Origin of the sequence: Paenibacillus sp. FSL R5-0912 (assembly GCF_000758605.1) — a bacterium.
GTDB lineage: Bacteria > Bacillota > Bacilli > Paenibacillales > Paenibacillaceae > Paenibacillus_AQ.
In genome coordinates this window covers 5,615,753-5,633,476 of record NZ_CP009282.1, presented here as the reverse complement: position 1 = coordinate 5,633,476, position 17,724 = coordinate 5,615,753, and the positions used below count along the sequence as shown (strand labels likewise).

The following is a 17,724-nucleotide window of genomic DNA, read 5'->3' as shown; positions in this document are numbered from 1 at the left end:
GGAAATAGTTGGATTTTCAACACTTGTTGACGGGCAGAATGGCCATGGACAGACAGTAGTTGGAAAAACAGCACTTACTATACCTGTATTGGCACAAAAAAGAAGATTTCCACGAAAATAAGATACATATCTCCAACTAAATTCCTCTAATACTCCAATTCAGACAAATTTAAGATACGTTTTTCCAACTAATGCTGCCAGAGGGGAGTGTAACTCTTGTTCCAGGCTCGAGTTAGCTCGAAGCAGCCCAAGCATCTCGAAGCATCTCGAAGCAACCCGGAGCGTCCACCCAAGTGCCAGCATTTATACTTCCTCCAAACACAGGGCCGCCCCGATTCGCTGTGTCATGGCTGTAGGGTAATCTCGCTCTGCCTCATGTACCCACAATTATCATGGTTATCAAATTGTTATCTATGCTCTGGATTTATTATATATCTGAAAGTCTCTACTAGTTATGATAAATCTATAAACCACAGTAAAGAGATACATGTTGACCAGTAAAGGGGAGCAGAAGCATGAAAAACTTGGTTACGCCTGCCAGCGTGAAAGGCGAGAAACTGGATGTGAGTGCGGGGAGTCCCCGGAAGAAATCAAAATGGAGAACAAGCCTTAGTCTTGATCTGATGGTCATGCCAGCGTTGATCTTAACCCTGATCTTTGCTTATATTCCTATGACCGGCCTTGCCATTGCCTTCAAGAATTACAAGCCGGGATTAGGATTCAATGCCTCCAAATGGGTGGGGCTGGAGCATTTCGAGTATCTGTTCAGCATTCCCGAGAACGTTCAGGTGATCTGGAACACGCTGATTATTGCCGGTCTGAAGATGATTGCCGGCCTGATCGTTCCGTTCCTGTTCGCGCTGCTGCTTAATGAAGTTAGGAAAATGGCATTTAAGAAAATGGTGCAGACCATAGTCTATATGCCTCACTTTCTATCATGGGTCATACTGGGCGGTATCCTGTCCGACCTGCTGGCGAGAGACGGAGGCCTCATCAATCAGGTGCTGGTGAGTGTCTTCGGAATCAAACCGATATTTTTCCTGGGCGACGGGAATTGGTTCAGATTTGTCGTTGTCGTAAGTGATGTATGGAAAGAGTTCGGCTTCAATACCATCGTATTCCTGGCCTCCTTGGCCGGAATCAATCCGGCTCTGTATGAAGCCGCTGAAGTGGACGGAGCGGGGCGTTGGCAGCAGACGCGTGCGATTACGATGCCGGCCATGCTGCCGATCACGATCGTTGTTGGAACGCTCGCACTTGGAAACGTTCTCAACGGAGGGTTTGATCAGATCTTCAACCTGTATAATGCGCTTGTGTTTGACAAAGGCGATATCATTGATACGTTTGTCTACAGACTGGGAATTGTCGACGGTAAGTTCAGCTTCTCCACAGCGGTCGGACTGTTCAAATCGGTTGTCAGCTTTGTCCTGATCGTGTCAGCTTACCGCATTTCGTATAAATTTGCTAACTACCGTATTTTCTAGAATGGAGGCCAACGTGGCATGTATCATAAGACAAAACCATACCGTATCTTCACCGTGTTCAACTATATCCTGATGATTGCGATTTCGGTCTTGTGTGTTATTCCGCTCATTCATGTCCTTGCTGTATCCTTCAGCGGAAAGGCGGCAGCCAATGCCAATCTGGTAGGTCTGTGGCCGATAGATTTCACCGTGGATGCCTACACGAAGACCATAGCCAATGAGAATTTCACCCGTTCCATATGGGTGACGCTGCAGCGGACGGTGCTGGGAACCGCATTCAGCATGGGAGTAGTTATTCTGGCCGCCTATGCGCTATCCAAAGAGAATGCACGGTTCAGACGCCGGAATCTGTATATCTGGCTGCTGGTGTTCACCATGCTGTTCAGCGGCGGTCTGGTTCCGATGTACATTCTGATTCAGAAGCTGCATTTGATGAATACGTTATGGGTGCTGATTCTGCCCGGAGCCGTCTCGGTATGGAACATCATCCTGCTGCTTAACTTCTTCAGAGCGGTCCCCAAAGAGATGGAGGAAGCAGCCTTTATTGACGGAGCCGGTCATTTCAGAACATTGTTCAGCGTGTATCTCCCGGTCTCCATGCCGGCGATTGCGACCTTATCCCTGTTTACGATTGTGGGGCATTGGAATTCCTGGTTCGACGGTTTGCTCTATATGACCAATCACCGGAACTATCCGCTGGCCACCTTCCTGCAGACGGTCATTGTCCAGCAGGACTTCAGTAAGGTGACGGTACGTCCGGAGGATCTTGAGAATATCTCGCAAAGAACAGTCAAAGCAGCCCAAATCTTCATCGGAATGGCACCGATCCTCATCGTCTACCCATTCCTGCAGCGTTTTTTTGTGAAAGGAATTGTCCTCGGGGCGGTTAAGGAATAGCTGCCTTTCCTATAAAGGGGGTGATGCAAACGCTAAAAAAGATGTACTCATCCATAACTTTTGCTAAAATTTGATTAAAGGGGTGCAAGATTAATGATAAAGAAAATGAAATTCTCTGCTATGGCGGTGTTATCTACAGCCATGCTCGCGAGTCTGCTAGCGGGATGCGGCGGCAACACCAATAAGGAGAAGGCAGAAGGAGACAACGAGCCGGCAGCTAGTGAAGACTCCATGTATTCAGCTCCCTTTGAGAATGGTAAATATACAACGCCCGTGACCATCACGACTGTATTTCCCATTGCGAGCAGCCTGAAATTCAAAAATGGCGAAAATATTGAAAATAACGTGCACACCAAATGGGCAAAGGATACAATGGGAATCGACATCAAGTATCTCTGGACCGTCAGTGACCAGAATAACGCCTATGAAACCAAGCTGCGTCTGATGCTTACATCTGGGGAGAAAATGCCGGACATTATCTCTTTCCGGGGTAGTCCATCGCTTATATCCGATCTGATTGACAGCGGCCAGTTCACGGATGCCGGCGAATTATTCGACAAATATGCCTCCGATATCTACAAACAAGCGATGGCAGAGGAGCCAAGCGTATGGAATCCGTACATGAGAGACGGTAAACGTATGGGGATTCCGATTCTGGAGAATGCCTATAATAATGATCCTGTCATGTATATCAGAGAGGATTGGCTGAAGAAGCTGAATCTCAAGGCGCCGTCTACCCTCGCGGAGCTGGAGACTGTGCTGGATGCCTTCACGAATCAAGATCCGGACGGCAACGGAAAGAAGGATACTACAGGGCTATCTGTAGGATTTAAGAATAACCTGAATACCTGGATGTCTGAAGCCGGCTGGGTCTTTGGAATGTTCGGCGCCATGCCTAACCAGTGGAACAAGACGGCTGATAACCAGCTCGCTTACGGTTCTGTCCAGCCGGAGATGAAGCAAGGGCTGGCGACGATGCAGAAGTGGATGAAGGAAGGATATATCTCCTCCGAATCCGGCCTGTATGATGAAGCCAAAGCAACTGAAGCCTTCACAGCAGGCAAGTCCGGCATTATTGTCGGCCCTTACTGGATGACCGGCTGGCCGCTCCCGGATCTGCAGAAGAACGTTCCGGATGCCGAGTTCAAGGCTTATCCGCTTCCGGCAGGACCTGATGGCAAGGTAGGCAGACACGGCACGAAGATTGCCTCCGGGGCCGTTCTCATCAACAAGGATATGGAGCATAAGGATGCCTTCTTCGTCTATCAGAATTATCTGTTTGACAACTGGGCGAATCCGGACAGCACGACCTTCGTCAATGGCTTCGCCAAAGGCTATGACTATGATATTGCTCCAGACGGAACCATTCTAAAAGAGCAGGACAGCGATAAGATTCCAGGTGGCTGGGTGGATGCGATCCGCTATACCTTAACCTACGACGGAGCCATTATTCCGAACCTGATGATGAATACGCTGGCTAAGCTGGCAGAAGGTGCAGAGCCGTCGAACCAATATGAGAAGAATCTGTCTGAGCGGATTCCTGAACAGATCAAAGCGGCCAAAATCATCATCGACCAAAAAGACAGCGTAATGCCGGAGATGTTCACGGGTACGCCTACTGAAACCCAGCTGTCCCGTGGCGATATGCTGGAGAAGCTGGAGAAAGAAATTCTGAACAAGATTATTTATGACAAAGCGCCGGTGGATGAATTCGATACCTTTGTAGAGAAATGGACAACAACGGGCGGCGATAAAGTGACCAAAGAGGTCAATGAATGGTATCAATCCATTCAGAAATAAAGAAACAGGAGACAAGGGCGGCCCCTAAGGCCGTCCTTTCATTCGGAGGAGCCAAGGTGAAATATCGTCTGTCTATCTTTCAGTGGCTGTCGTTTGTCCTGATGCTGATGCTCCTGATCATCGTTGGGGCTTTTTGGATCATATACAGATTGAACGTTAAGGACATTCAGAGTGAGCTGAGGAAGAATAAAATGTATGAGGTTGAATTCATGACCTCCCAGCTATCCACGCAGTTTGAACAGGTGCTGGCCAACACAATTACGTTGTCGCAGGATCAGTCCGTGCGGGGTTATCCGTATATTCTGAAGTTCGGGGATCAGTATTCCAAATATGAGATGAAGCTGACCATCATTGATAAGCTGGCTTTGAACACGGCTTCCACCACCTGGAAGAACACGGTTATCCTGTATTATGAAGATGAGAAGGAGACGGTATCCTCGGACTCGTCGTTTTCCTTCAGCTCCTTTGCCCCTCCGGAGCAAACCTACAACCGCTGGACTCTGCATATGGATAAGGAGGGTAAGGGGTATTACTCCAATATCATGCGCAGTCATATCAGCTCGCTGTTAATTGAAGTGCGGATTTCTCTGGATAATCTTGTGAAAATGATGGAGCAATATGTGTCGGGGATGCCGATCCTATATGATGCCTCTCAGCAGGCGTTCATTCAGACCGGTGCAGTGTTTCCCGAGGAGTTACTGCAGTCTATGATCCCCCGGATCACCGGGAATAGCGGCACGATTTCAGCGGATGAGCATCATGCAGAGTACTTGATCAATTACATGAAGTCGGACATGCTGGATCTATATTTCATTGACGCCTATCCCAAACGACAGTATATTGAGCCGATCAACCGCAACAACAGGCTGTTCCTCTATGCGGTGCTGATTGTGCTTGTGGGTATTATGTTCTACACGCTCCTGCTTCGCAGGCAGGTGCAGAAGCCCGTGATTACGCTACGCAAGGCCATTGACAGATTCGACAGGGGCGACTTCTCCAGCCGCGCCGTTGATCTGCAGGTCAATGAGTTCAGGGTGCTGGGCAATTCCTTCAACCGGATGGCGGAGAATACCCAAATTCTGATAGAGCAGGTCTTGGTAGGGGAGATTGAAGTCAAGGAAGCGAAGCTGAAGCAGTATCAGGCGCAGATCAACCCGCATTTTCTCTATAACTGCCTGAATTTCATACAGAGCAAAGCCAGCATTGAAGACCATCAGGCGGTTACTGCGATGACGCTTCATCTGGCCTCGTACTGCCGGTATATTCACAAGATTGAACAGCTGGACTCAACCCTTCAGGATGAGCTGGAATTTGTAGAGCATTACCTTCATATGGTCCATCTGCGCAAAAAAGAGATTGCCTTTGAGTTCAGTGTCACGGCAGAGGCGGGGAAATACCGTCTGCCCCGGATGATTCTGCAGCCGCTTGTTGAGAATTGTATTAAGCATGGAATTGAACCGAATTTAAGTCCCGGAATTATCTCGATTACTGCGGAAGAAGTGGATTCGTATCTTCTGATTACCGTGAAGGATAACGGAATCGGCATGAGCGAGGACAGGCTCGGCACAGTCCGCCGCCATATCGACGACAATCTAATGAACAATAAAATGCTGGGAACCGGACTGAGGAACGTGAATCAGCGGCTGCGCTTATATTTTGGCAAGGACTCCGGGTTATCCGTGGACTCTGCGCTGTCCGAAGGCACCAGTTACCGGATACGGATTGATAAGGAGGGAGAAGCGCATTCTGCAAATTCTGCTGGTAGATGATGAACAATATGTCGTAGATGACCTGGAGCTTGCTTTTCCATGGCAGGATTTCGGGATTGAAAAAGTATACAAAGCCTACTCAGGCGCCCAAGCCATGCAGATCGCTCTGCAATACCCGATTGATATTGTCATTACCGACATTGCGATGCCCGGAATGAACGGGCTTGAGCTGGTGAAGCAGATGCGGTGGACCCACCGGAGAGTCAAGTGTATTCTGCTTACCGGCTATGCCGAGTTTGAATATGCCCGGGAAGCCCTTCAATACGGGGTGGTGGAGTACCTGGTCAAGCCGCTCGATCATCATAAGCTGCGTGCTGCACTGGAGAGCACGATTAAGATCATTCAGAAGGAGATTGACACAACGGCGTCCTATGAGCAGGCGATGCTGGCCTTCCGGGAGCATCTTCCGGCACTACGGGACAAGCTGCTGGCCGAGCTGATTCAGGGCAAAGCTTATCCAGAGCAACGGCTGAAGGAGAAGCTGAGCGGATATCAATTGAATTTTCAGGAGAAAGACCGGATCTTCCTGATCCTGATTCGCCTGGAGGAGCATTTCACGAACTTCGGGCTGGATAGCCAGCTGCTCTTTGAATATGCGGTTACCAATATCGCTTGTGAACTGCTGGGTGCAGGCTTTGAGGTGTGGCACTGCCGGGATACATACGAGAATCTGGTGCTTCTTGTGAAGAGCAATGATGAGGAAGCTATGGACGCGGACAAAATATTGAAGCAGCTAACCCATAACACCCATCAGCTGCATAGCAGTGTGAACGAATATCTGAATGGCGGGATCTCGGTCATTCTGTCTTACCCGGGGGGATTTCCGCTGGATATACGCTCCATGTACGAGGATTCCCAGTCGGCGCTGAGACAGCAGGTGGGGAATGACAAGGGATATTTCATCTCCTTGACGGATAAGCAGAGGAGCTCGCCGGTACAGCCGCTTAAGGACTTATATGCTTCTCCGACGCTGATGCATCTGCTGGAGACCGGCCAGTGGCAAGGCTACAAAGAAAGACTGCAGCAGATGAAGGAGCTCAGCAATAATCTGCCGGCCTATAATGAAGAGTATATTGAGGAGATCCGCAGTATGATCTTGGGCTCTTTTCATTATATTGCCCATAAGAATCATTCCCTGCTGTCAGACCTGGTTGGACGGGAGCTTCTGGATAAAACACTCTTCCGCTCCGTATCCCAGCTGATCAGCTGGGGCGAAACGCTGGTGGATACCCTGCAGGTCAAGCTGGAACGGGATACCCAGAATAACCGGCTGGGCATTATCAAAGAGATGCAGAGCTGCATTGCCGCCAATCTGGCAGAAGCCAGCCAGCAGTTCGTAGCGGACGCCGTCTCGCTTCATCCGGCTTATGTCTCCAGACTGTTCAAGCAGGTCAGCGGAATCAGCATCAGCGAGTATATTCTGAACATGAAGATGGAGCAGGCCGTAGCATGTCTCCGCAATTCCGATATGAAAATCTATGAAATCTCCGAGCAGCTCGGCTATGCCAACAGCCAATATTTCATTAAAGTGTTCAAAGAACAATTCGGCATGACGCCCCAGGATTACCGGGGGAAGCTGTGATTGTATGGATGAAAGAAGCCGGCAAAAGCTGAAGCACTTGAATTCACCGGGTGCCGTTTCTACTTGCAGAGGGATGGGTCAAAATTTGGCGACCCAAGTTGTCCAGAGCCAGCTAGAGAACAATGTGAATAAATGAAATACAAAGTAATCGTAAACAGCAGATGGATAAATGCACTTCGTCTTATAAGCTGCACGCGCCGCATAAGTCCTTACCTCAATCACCCCGCAGGGTGATTTTTTCTTTTAAAAACAACAGCCCACACCATATTTGTAATCCTTTGTAATAGATTAAATTTAAATATGATAACCGATTGACATAAATATGTTAACCGGTTATCATAAAGTTGCATCCGAAATGAATGCGCATTCAAACCATTATTGGTAAGGGGGAATTCATTTGAAATTGAGAAAGCTTGCAAGCTGCGTTATGGGTCTAACGGTGGCTATGGGGCTCTTGGCCGGTTGCTCCAAGGGTAATTCAGGAACCAGCGCTGTCAAAGGGGAAGAAGGCGCAGCACAGACACAGCCAGCCGCCAAAGACGTTAAGCTCACATTCTTCAATACCTCTGCAGAAGTCAATACAGTGTTTGAGGAGATGTTTAAGAAGTATCACGAGCTGAATCCGAAGGTAACCATTGAACTGATTCCTACGCCGATCGGAGGGGCACAGCTTGAGAAGTTCCAATCCCTGCTGGCTTCCGGTAATCCGGCAACGATTGTTAACCTTGATGCAGGAACGATACTTCAATATAAGGACGATTTTCTGAACTTGGAGCCGGATAAGGCGAAGTATGAAGCGCTGACAAATCCGGGAGCCATTGATGGAGCGTTGCTGGACGGACAATTCCTGGGTATTCCATGGACGGCCCAGGGCTACGGCCTGCTGTACAACAAACGTGCGGTAGAGGAGGGCATTGGCGGTACCTTTGATCCTGCATCCGTGAAGACCCGCGACGATCTGGAAGCGGTCTTTAAGAAAATCGAAGCGGCAGGCAAGGCACCGGTGATGGTCCACGGAGCAGATTGGTCGCTGGGTGCCCACTATCTGGGACTGACCTATTCCTTACAATCGCAGAAGGTGGAGGACAACCGTAAATTCGTGGAAGAGCTGAAGAACGGGCAGGTCAATCTAACCGAGAATCCGCAATTTACCGGTCTGATGGATACCTTCGACTTGCTGAAGACGTACAACGCCCGTAAGAGCGACCCGCTTGTATCCGATTATAACCGGGACAGCGCGGATTTTGCCAAAGGGGACGCGGCCTTCTACTTCATGGGAGACTGGAGCTGGGCGGTCATTGGACCGCTTGAAGGCCGCGACGAGGAATTCGGCATCCTTCCGTTGCCAATCAGCAATAACCCTGAAGACTTCGGCAACGCTCAAGTGGCTTACAGCGAACCTAAGCTATTCGCCATAGATGACTCGAAGTCCACACCTGAGCAGCAGGAAGCCGCCAAAGCGTTCATCGAATGGATGGTAACCAGCGAGGACGGGCAAAAGGCCATTATTACCGATATGGGGCTGTCCATGCCGTATAAGGATCTTAAGGCACAGAGCACCAACATCATGTCCAATGCCGTCAGCAAATACGTAGAGCAAGGGAACATCATCAATATCGGTGTGATTAATTACTTGCCGCAGGATTACTGGGCCAAGACCGGCGCTGCGATGCAGAAGTATCTGGTAGGAAATACTGACCGCCAGGGACTGGCGCAGGAAGTTCAGGATTATTGGAAATCTTATGCGGGGAAATAAAGAGGCCGCTGGTTTATGATAAAAGATTGGATGGGACTGGGGCGGCGCCCCAGCCCATCTTTTATGGAGGAAAGGGGGCAGCACTATGAACAAAAAGTTATCATTGAAGAACACGGGGACCTTCTTAGTCTTCGGAGGTCCCTCCATCTTTGCCTTTACCGCCGTTGTGATCATACCGTTCATCGTCGGCTTATATTTGACCTTTACGAATTGGGATGTCCGTACAGGGGACAGCAGCCTAATCGGCTTCGGGAACTATCTGGAAGTGTTCCGGGATAAAGTCTTCCTCAGCCAATTGTGGTTCACGCTTAAGTATGTATTCTTTACCGTGGTGATTGCCAATGTGTTTGCCTTCTTCATTGCGCTGGCACTGACCCGGGGAGGGAAGGGGGAGCAATGGCTGCGCACCGGCTTCTTCACCCCCAATCTGGTCGGCGGGATCGTCCTCGGATATCTATGGCAGACCTTGTTCTCACAGGTGTTGCCTTACCTGGGCAATAAGTACGGTTGGGATCTGTTCCAGACCTCCTGGCTTACAGACACAGGGACCGCCTTCTGGGCACTGATCATTGCGACAGCCTGGCAGCTCGTCGGATATCTGATGATCATTTACATTGCCGGCTTCACAGGCGTGCCGGGTGATGTTCTGGAGGCCGCCAGTATCGACGGAGCAGGGCGGTATGCGGTAATCCGCAGAATCATTCTGCCACTTACGGTTCCTGCGATCGTCATCTGTATCTTCATCTCACTGTCCCGCTCCTTCCTTACGTATGATATCAACCTTGCCTTGACCAAAGGCGGGCCGTTCAATTCGACCGAGCTTGCCACCTACCATATCGTTCAAAAAGCCTTTCTGTCCAATCAATACGGTGTCGGCCAGGCAGAAGCCGTGGTCTTGTTTGCCGTCGTAGCGATTATAGCCTTGACTCAGTCCTATCTGCTCAAGAAACTGGAGGTGGAATCTTAATGAATGGTAACCAGCGCATCCTCTCCGGACTCAAAACAGGATTATTATACCTGTTGCTGTTCGCCTTTTTAACGCCGTTCCTGCTGATTATTATGAACTCATTCAAGACCACCCAGCAATTCTTCGAGAGTCCTTTGTCCCTACCGACAACGATAGATTTCAAGAACTATGCAAGCGCCTTTGAGAATATGGACTTTATGCAGGGCTTCATGAATTCCTTGATCATTACAGGGATTTCGGTATTTGTCATTATTATCTTCTCGGCCATGACCGGGTATTTATTCGTACGTTACAAATGGAAGGTGAACTCCATCCTGTTCTTCCTCATGCTGGCCTCGATGGCGCTTCCTTTTCAGGTACTCATGATTCCAATGGTTATGCTATACGGGAATATGGGGCTGCTCAATACCAAGCTGACGCTGCTGTTTATGTATTTGGGCTTCGGGGTTCCGTTTGGCGTCTTCACCTTCCACGGATTTATCAAAGGGATACCTTATGAGCTGGAAGAATCGGCCTTTATCGAAGGCAGCAGCACACTGCGGACCTTTTTCAGTATTGTGCTCCCCTTGCTGAGGCCGGTATTCGTAACGCTGCTGGTGCTCGATGTGCTCTGGATTTGGAACGACTATCTTCTGCCCAGCCTCGTGCTGCTGTCGCCGAACCAGAAGACGCTTCCGCTCTCGACTTACACGTTCTTCTCCTCCTATTCGGTAGACTATGCCCCGCTGATGGCCGGGCTGATCATGACGATTATCCCCGTGCTGGTCATCTATCTGTTCCTGCAGAAGCAGATCATCAAGGGGATTACGGAAGGTGCTTTGAAATAAGAGGTAGAACGATGTAGCTGTAATGCAGGCAGAATTCATCTATAATTGAAACTAAAAACAAGGTGGTTTCTATGCCGAATCTAAGAGACGTAGCCAAGCAAGCGGGCCTGTCTGTCAATACCGTCTCCAGAGTGCTTAATAATAGAGGGTATATCAGTGAGAAGACGAAGGAGAAGGTCTACCGGGTGATGAAGGAAATGAACTATCAGCCGAATGAAATGGCCCGGGCCCTGTTCCGCAAAAAATCCAATATGATCGGGCTGATCATACCGACGATCTCGCATCCTTTTTTTGCCGAGCTAACCTCCTATCTGGAATATTATGCAGATCTTAAGGGCTACAAGCTACTGCTGTGCAATTCCAACCGCAACGTAGCCAAGGAAGTGGAATACATCGAGATGCTCAAAAAAAATCAGGTCGATGCCATCATCATGGGCAGTGCGGTGCTGGATGTCCAGCATTATCTGAACCTGGATCTGCCGATTGTCTCCTTCGACCGTATAATCTCGGAGGAGATTCCTGTGGTCACCTCCAATAATCTGGAGGGCGGCAGACTTGCTGCCCGGTTATTAATCGGCAAGGGCTGTCTTCATCCGGTCTATATTTACCGGGGAATTGACGGTCCCCAGCATCATCTGATGCTGGCGGGCCAGAGAAGGGAAGGGTATGAAGCGGAGATGGAGCGCGCAGGACTGCAGCCGCTGCATTTGCAGCTCGATGCTGAAGGGGGCAATTACGCCGGAAGCAACACCGACATTACCGCCTATTTGCAGGAGCATCCTGAGATCGACGGTGTTTTTGCCAGCAGTGATGTGATTGCCGCCGATGTGATTCATGCCTGCAACCTGCTGAACAAGAATATTCCCTCGCAGGTCCGAATCGTAGGTTACGATGATGTACAGATCGCCTCGCTGATCTCACCGCGCCTAAGCACGGTCCGGCAGCCGGTTCAGGAGATGAGCGAAGCTATCATTAAGCTGGCTGTTCAGCAGATTGAAGGCGAAGCCGTTACGATGGTGAACACGTTCCCGGTGACAGTGGTGGAACGAGGTACGACATAGAAACAAGCTCCCGCTGAAACGGATACCGTCCTTTTAAGGACGGCGAACCCGTTTTACACTTATATATTAACCGGTTAATATAGGATCTCTCCCGTTCCCTGAACGAAGGAGGAGAGCTGATTCCGGGGAGGAGGGTACGGATGGCTGTAACGATCAAAGATATTGCAGAGAAGGCGGGCGTCTCCGTCACAACCGTTTCCCGTGTGCTCAATAACCGTGGATATCTGAGTGACAGCCTGAAGCAAAAAGTGAACGATGTCATGGAGGAGATGAACTACCATCCGAGTGAGGTAGCACGCTCCCTGCTGCGCAAGAAATCCAATATTATAGGTCTTATCCTCCCGGATATTTCCCATCCGTTCTTCGGAGAGGTCACCAAGCATATTGAGGCTTATGCCTACGAACACGGGTATAAGCTCATGCTGTGCAATTCCCTGCACCATAAGAAGAAAGAGAAAGAATATATTGATCTGCTGAGAGCCAGCCGGGTCGATGGGATCATCATGGGCAGCCATACAATGAGCGTGAACGATTATAAGTCGATTAACCTGCCGCTGGTCTCCTTGGACCGGCAGATCTCCAGGTCTATTCCGTTTATTGCCTCTGATAATTATCAGGGAGGCGTACTGGCTACCCGGTTACTGCTGCGGAAAAAATGCCGGAATATAGCCTACCTCAGCGGGAATTTGCGGCTCAGTCTCCTGGCTAAACAGAGACATGAGGCCTTCCTGGAGCAGGTCAGCGGACAAGATGTCCAGTTCATCGTGAAACAAACGGATCTGAACGGTTTCAAGTATAAGGAGTATGAGAAGCTGGTAAGCAGCCTATTTCAGGAATGTCCTGAGCTCGACGGTGTATTTGCGAGCAGTGATATGCTGGCGCTGCAGGTGCTCAAGCAATGCCGGAGGCTCGGCAGAACGGTGCCTGAGCAAGTGAAGGTGATAGGCTATGATGGGATTGCGGCAGGAGATGCTGAGGATCTGACGACCATCGTCCAGCCGATCAAGAAGATGGGCGAATTAGCGGTGCATTATCTGCTTCAGCAGATTGCCGGTGAGCAGGTCCCGCTGGAGACGATTCTTCCGGTCCGATTAGCGGAGAAGAGAACCACTTAAGCTTGAGGAACCTAAGATTCATTCACATACGAACAATAATGGAGGAAACATAGATGGAATTCATTCACCGGGTAACCCCGGAATTACAACAGGGGATTGCCGAATTACCGCCGTTTCATTTGCCGGAGGATCTGGCTGCCGCCAGAAATAACATTCCACTGCCTGCCGTGAAGTCGGAGCGCGTCCGCATTACAGAACAGGTTCTGACCGTTGCCGGTGGCCATCAGATGCAGGTCAGAATCTACGAACCGGCGCAGAGAAAGGAACAACATGGGCTGCCCGCTCTGCTCTGGACCCATGGCGGAGGCTACATTCTGGGTCATCCCGGCGGGGATGATGGGTTATGTGAGAGCTTCGTAGAGACGGCCAACTGTGTCGTTGTATCGCCCGACTACCGTCTCGCTCCTGAGCATCCGTTCCCGGCAGCCATAGAAGACAGCTACGCGGCGTTAGTGTGGCTGGCGGGTGCCGCAAATGGTCTTCATATTGATGCTTCCCGGATAGCAGTCGGCGGAGCGAGTGCAGGCGGGGGACTGGCTGCTGCCCTGGCACTGATGGCAAGGGATAAGGGCGGTCCATCTCTCTGCTTCCAGCTTCCGCTGTACCCGATGCTTGACGACCGCAATCTTACACCCTCCAGTCATGAGATTACGCATCCGGCAGTGTGGAACCGGGCCAACAACCTGATCGCCTGGGAGATGTATCTGGGCGGACCTGCCGGAGGCGAAGCTACCTCCCCTTATGCTGCGCCCGGCCGTGCGCAGCATCTGGCGGGGTTGCCGCCCGCCTATACTTGCGTCGGACAGCTGGACCCGTTCCGCGATGAGACGATTGAGTATGTCACCCGGCTGGCACAGGCCGGTGTAGAAGTGGAATTCCATCTCTATCCCGGGGGCTATCACGGCTTCGAGCATGTCGTTCCGACAGCCGGAATTAGCCGCAGAGCCAGGGAAGAATATATTCATGCCCTGGCAAGGGCCTTGAATTCGTGAGGGATGGCCGGACATCTGGAATCATTTTTCGCTGAAACGGTACCGTCCTATAGAAGGACGGCAAAGCCGTTTCCACTTAAATTGAAAAAAGAGAACGGTTTTTTGAAAGTAAACCAGCTACAGAAACCATAGAATGGATATGAAGAAGGGATATTGTAGGGCAAGGGGGAGTACGGGTGTTTAATCTCGGTGAGGCAATACCGTTTGAAGATCAAACGAACGATGTGTTAACGGTGGGGGAACTGCTCGTTGATATGATTGCCAATGAGTATGGCGAGGACACAGCTTGTAATGGATATACCAGATATTCCGGCGGATCGCCATCCAATATTGCCATTAATGTCCATAGGCTCGGCATCCGGTCTCATGTCGCTTCGGCGGTGGGGAAGGATGGTCTGGGCGGGTTTCTGATCAGGGGCTTGCAAAGTGCGGAGATGGATACCAGCGGAATCCAGCAGGTAGACGCGTCTACCAGTATGGTGGTGATTACGAAGAGTCAGAGCACGCCGACTCCGATCTTTTACCGCGGGGCGGATTACGGGCTGGAATATAATAATGAGCTTGAGCAGGCGGTCATTCATTCTAAAATCATTCATTTCTCCTGCTGGCCGATCTCAAGAATCCCGTCGCGTGATACGGTTGAACGGGTGATTGAGGTGGCCAGGAAGCATAACCTGCTCATCGGCTTCGATCCCAATTATCATCCCCTGATCTGGCAGCAGGGTGAGGACGGGGTGGCCTATGTCAAAAGCATGATCCCGAAGGTGGATATCATCAAGCCTTCGGAGGATGATGCCGAGCGTCTGTTCGGACCCGGAACTCCGGCAGAGCAAGTCGGGAGATTCCTGGCGCTTGGAGCCAAGCTGGTAATTATGACGCTGGGCAAAGACGGCGCTCTGGTGTCCAATGGAAGGGAAACGCTGGCGTTCGCTACCAGAGCTACCCGGATCGAAGATACGACAGGAGCGGGAGATGCCTTCTGGTCCGGCTTCTATGCGGCAGTCGTTAAAGGGTATACGCTCAGAGAATCGCTGGAGCTGGGGTTTGCCGTCAGCGCGTACAAATTGAAATTTACAGGGGCCGTAGTGAATCTGCCTGCCCTGGAAGTCATACAACAAGAATATAACCTGTAGGAGGAAGAAGATGACACTGAAGAATCAAGTCCAATTGATTACCTATCCCGATTCGCTGGGCGGCGACCTGAAGCAGCTTCATCAGGTGCTGCGCGGGCCGTTCGCGGATCTGTTTGCAGGCGGAATTCATATTCTGCCGCCCTTTCCTTCCTCCGGGGACCGCGGGTTCGCTCCGCTGACTTATCTGGAGATTGAGCCGGAGTTCGGCACGTGGGAGGATATCCGCAGCATAGGGGAAGAATTCGATGTGCTGGTAGACCTGATGGTGAATCACATCTCCAGGCAATCGCCTTATTTCCAGGACTTCCTGGAGAAGGGGCGGGCTTCCGCATATGCCGATTTATTCATTACCCTGGACAAAATATGGGCGGACGGCCAGCCTGTCCAGGCGGATATTGAGAAGATGTTCCTGCGGCGGCCTCTGCCCTATTCCACCTACTCCACCCCGGGGAGCGGGGAAGAGAAGGTCTGGACAACCTTTGGCAAAACTGATCCCTCCGAGCAAATTGATCTCGATATCCATTCACCGCTCACCCGGGAGCTGCTGCAGCGGTTCTTTGAGAATTTCAAAGCGCAGAATGTCAAGATCGTCCGGCTTGATGCGGTGGGATATGTGATCAAGAAGCTGGGCACCAGCTGTTTTTTTGTGGAGCCGGAGATTTATGAATTTCTGGACTGGATCAAAGCGATGGCGGATTCGCTGGATATAGAGCTGCTGCCCGAGGTACATGCACATTACAGTATACAGAACAAGCTATCGGAATACGGCTGCTGGATCTACGACTTCATCCTGCCCTACCGGGTGCTTGAGGCACTGACCGGCAGATCCAATAAGGAGCTGTACTCCTATCTGCAGACCCGCCCGCATAAGCAGTTCACGATGCTGGATTGTCACGACGGCGTTCCGGTGAAGCCGGATATGGATGATCTGATTGATACGAAGGAAGCACAGAAGCTGGTGGATCTCTGCGTGGAGCGGGGGGCGAACCTGAGCCTGATTCTGTCGGAGGAGCATAAGGCTCCGGACGGCTTCGATGTCCATCAGATCCGCTGCACGTATTACAGCGCGCTGAATGAAGATGACGATGCTTATCTGGCGGCCCGGGCGATTCAATTCTTCGCACCGGGTATCCCGCAGGTCTATTATGTGGGCCTGCTGGCCGGCAGTAATGATCTGGAGCAGGTAGCCTTGACGGGTGAAGGGCGGGAGATCAACCGCCATAACTATACGCTGGAGGAGATTGAAGCAGAAACTCAGCGGGAGGTGGTGCAGCGGCTGATGAAGCTGATTCGTTTCCGCAATACCTACAGTGCCTTCGGAGGAACGTTCCGGGTGCTGGAGGCGGCAGACCATGAGATCCGGCTGATGTGGGAGCATGGCGGAGACTACTGCCGACTGTTCATTGACCTGCAGAATTACCAGACTGTGATTGAATATGTGGATGAGCAAGGACAGGAAGCGGTTTACCGGGTCTAATCCTAATCATGTTAAGGGGGAATGATTATGGCTACACTGCAAATAAGCCTGCAATCGAAATGTCTGAAGCGGGAAGTGACGTTCAATGCGTTATTGCCGGTGGATCTGCCTGAGGGACTGGGGCTGCCGGTATGGGCGGGCCAGCCCTTAAGATCCCTCTATCTGCTGCACGGCTTCTCCGGGAGCCATAATGATTGGATGAGCTTCTCACGGATCAGGGAGCTGTCGGACAGATATCAGATTGCGGTATTTATGCCTGCCGGTGAGAATGGCTTCTATGTGGATGATGAGAACAGAGACGCATTCTACGGTGAATATGTCGGCAGGGAACTGGTAGAGTTCACGCGCCGGATGTTCCCGCTGTCTGCGGCGAGCGAGGATACATGGATCGGCGGTTTATCCATGGGCGGCTACGGAGCGATCCGCAACGGCCTGAAGTATGCGGAGCAATTCGGCAGGATTATAGCTTTGTCCTCGGCGCTGATCCCTTACCGGATTGCGGGCATTTCCCCGGACTATAAGGATGGCATCGCCAGCTATTCCTATTACGCAAGTGTGTTCGGTGATTTGAGCCGGCTGCTGGGCAGTGATAAAGACCCGGAGCAGCTTGTGCTGGATGTGAAGGCGAAGGGGCTTGCGCTGCCGAAGCTGTACATGGCCTGTGGAACAGAGGATATGCTGCTGGATGTGAACCGCCGGTTCCATCAGTTCCTTGAGGGTGAAGGGGCCGGACACTACTATGTGGAAGGCCCGGGAGACCACAACTGGGAGTACTGGGATAAGCACATTGAAGCTGCGCTGGAGTGGGCGGATAATTAAACAATATAGATAACGGTTAAAATTAAATAAATCTGGAGACAACAG

Annotated in this window: 14 protein-coding genes; all 14 read left to right on the top strand. The window is 50.8% G+C overall.

What is annotated here, in order from left to right:
* Positions 1–515: 515 nt before the first annotated feature.
* A complete protein-coding gene (locus tag R50912_RS23900; protein ID WP_081956627.1) occupies positions 516–1,484 on the top strand; it encodes an ABC transporter permease in 969 nt (322 codons plus the stop codon).
* Positions 1,485–1,502: 18 nt separating this feature from the next.
* Positions 1,503–2,381 carry a carbohydrate ABC transporter permease gene (locus R50912_RS23895; protein WP_042238424.1) on the top strand — a complete coding sequence of 293 codons (879 nt, stop codon included), beginning with the start codon at positions 1,503–1,505 and terminating at the stop codon, positions 2,379–2,381.
* A 93-nt stretch (positions 2,382–2,474) separates the two neighbouring features.
* A complete protein-coding gene (locus R50912_RS23890; protein WP_042238422.1) occupies positions 2,475–4,181 on the top strand; it encodes an extracellular solute-binding protein in 1,707 nt (568 codons plus the stop codon).
* A gap of 56 nt (positions 4,182–4,237) precedes the next feature.
* Positions 4,238–5,950 (top strand): sensor histidine kinase, encoded by a 1,713-nt coding sequence (locus R50912_RS23885; protein ID WP_197072969.1) that lies wholly within the window; start codon positions 4,238–4,240, stop codon positions 5,948–5,950.
* Positions 5,904–7,532, top strand: coding sequence for a response regulator (locus R50912_RS23880; RefSeq protein ID WP_052416653.1), 1,629 nt, complete (start codon positions 5,904–5,906; stop codon positions 7,530–7,532). The genes R50912_RS23885 and R50912_RS23880 overlap by 47 nt, the downstream gene beginning before the upstream one ends.
* A 397-nt stretch (positions 7,533–7,929) precedes the next feature.
* Positions 7,930–9,288, top strand: a complete 1,359-nt coding sequence (locus R50912_RS23875; protein ID WP_231637703.1) for an ABC transporter substrate-binding protein — start codon at positions 7,930–7,932, stop codon at positions 9,286–9,288.
* Positions 9,289–9,373: 85 nt separating this feature from the next.
* Positions 9,374–10,255, top strand: coding sequence for a carbohydrate ABC transporter permease (locus tag R50912_RS23870; protein WP_042238420.1), 882 nt, complete (start codon positions 9,374–9,376; stop codon positions 10,253–10,255).
* On the top strand, positions 10,255–11,082 hold the full coding sequence (locus R50912_RS23865) for a carbohydrate ABC transporter permease (RefSeq protein WP_042238419.1): 828 nt from the start codon (positions 10,255–10,257) through the stop codon (positions 11,080–11,082). Before R50912_RS23870 ends, R50912_RS23865 begins: the two co-directional genes overlap by 1 nt.
* A 71-nt stretch (positions 11,083–11,153) precedes the next feature.
* Positions 11,154–12,143, top strand: a complete 990-nt coding sequence (locus R50912_RS23860; RefSeq protein WP_042238418.1) for a LacI family DNA-binding transcriptional regulator — start codon at positions 11,154–11,156, stop codon at positions 12,141–12,143.
* A gap of 140 nt (positions 12,144–12,283) precedes the next feature.
* Complete coding sequence (locus R50912_RS23855) at positions 12,284–13,258, top strand: LacI family DNA-binding transcriptional regulator (protein WP_042238417.1); 975 nt, start codon at positions 12,284–12,286, stop codon at positions 13,256–13,258.
* A 53-nt stretch (positions 13,259–13,311) separates the two neighbouring features.
* Positions 13,312–14,250 (top strand): alpha/beta hydrolase, encoded by a 939-nt coding sequence (locus tag R50912_RS23850; RefSeq protein ID WP_042238415.1) that lies wholly within the window; start codon positions 13,312–13,314, stop codon positions 14,248–14,250.
* A gap of 176 nt (positions 14,251–14,426) precedes the next feature.
* The gene (locus tag R50912_RS23845; protein WP_042238413.1) at positions 14,427–15,383 is read left to right on the top strand and encodes a carbohydrate kinase family protein; all 957 of its coding nucleotides are present in this window, start codon (positions 14,427–14,429) and stop codon (positions 15,381–15,383) included.
* A gap of 10 nt (positions 15,384–15,393) precedes the next feature.
* Positions 15,394–16,860, top strand: coding sequence for a sucrose phosphorylase (gene gtfA / locus R50912_RS23840; protein ID WP_042238411.1), 1,467 nt, complete (start codon positions 15,394–15,396; stop codon positions 16,858–16,860).
* Between the two features lie 27 nt (positions 16,861–16,887).
* Complete coding sequence (locus tag R50912_RS23835; protein WP_042238410.1) at positions 16,888–17,679, top strand: alpha/beta hydrolase; 792 nt, start codon at positions 16,888–16,890, stop codon at positions 17,677–17,679.
* Positions 17,680–17,724: the final 45 nt, after the last annotated feature.

What these genes read in the sequence shown, in the direction of transcription:
- R50912_RS23900 (WP_081956627.1), top strand. Translation starts at nt 516, where the DNA reads ATGAAAAACTTGGTTACGCCTGCCAGCGTGAAAGGCGAGAAACTGGAT.
- R50912_RS23895 (WP_042238424.1), top strand. Translation starts at nt 1,503, where the DNA reads ATGTATCATAAGACAAAACCATACCGTATCTTCACCGTGTTCAACTAT.
- R50912_RS23890 (WP_042238422.1), top strand. Translation starts at nt 2,475, where the DNA reads ATGATAAAGAAAATGAAATTCTCTGCTATGGCGGTGTTATCTACAGCC.
- R50912_RS23870 (WP_042238420.1), top strand. Translation starts at nt 9,374, where the DNA reads ATGAACAAAAAGTTATCATTGAAGAACACGGGGACCTTCTTAGTCTTC.
- R50912_RS23865 (WP_042238419.1), top strand. Translation starts at nt 10,255, where the DNA reads ATGAATGGTAACCAGCGCATCCTCTCCGGACTCAAAACAGGATTATTA.
- R50912_RS23860 (WP_042238418.1), top strand. Translation starts at nt 11,154, where the DNA reads ATGCCGAATCTAAGAGACGTAGCCAAGCAAGCGGGCCTGTCTGTCAAT.
- R50912_RS23855 (WP_042238417.1), top strand. Translation starts at nt 12,284, where the DNA reads ATGGCTGTAACGATCAAAGATATTGCAGAGAAGGCGGGCGTCTCCGTC.
- R50912_RS23850 (WP_042238415.1), top strand. Translation starts at nt 13,312, where the DNA reads ATGGAATTCATTCACCGGGTAACCCCGGAATTACAACAGGGGATTGCC.
- gtfA (WP_042238411.1), top strand. Translation starts at nt 15,394, where the DNA reads ATGACACTGAAGAATCAAGTCCAATTGATTACCTATCCCGATTCGCTG.
- R50912_RS23835 (WP_042238410.1), top strand. Translation starts at nt 16,888, where the DNA reads ATGGCTACACTGCAAATAAGCCTGCAATCGAAATGTCTGAAGCGGGAA.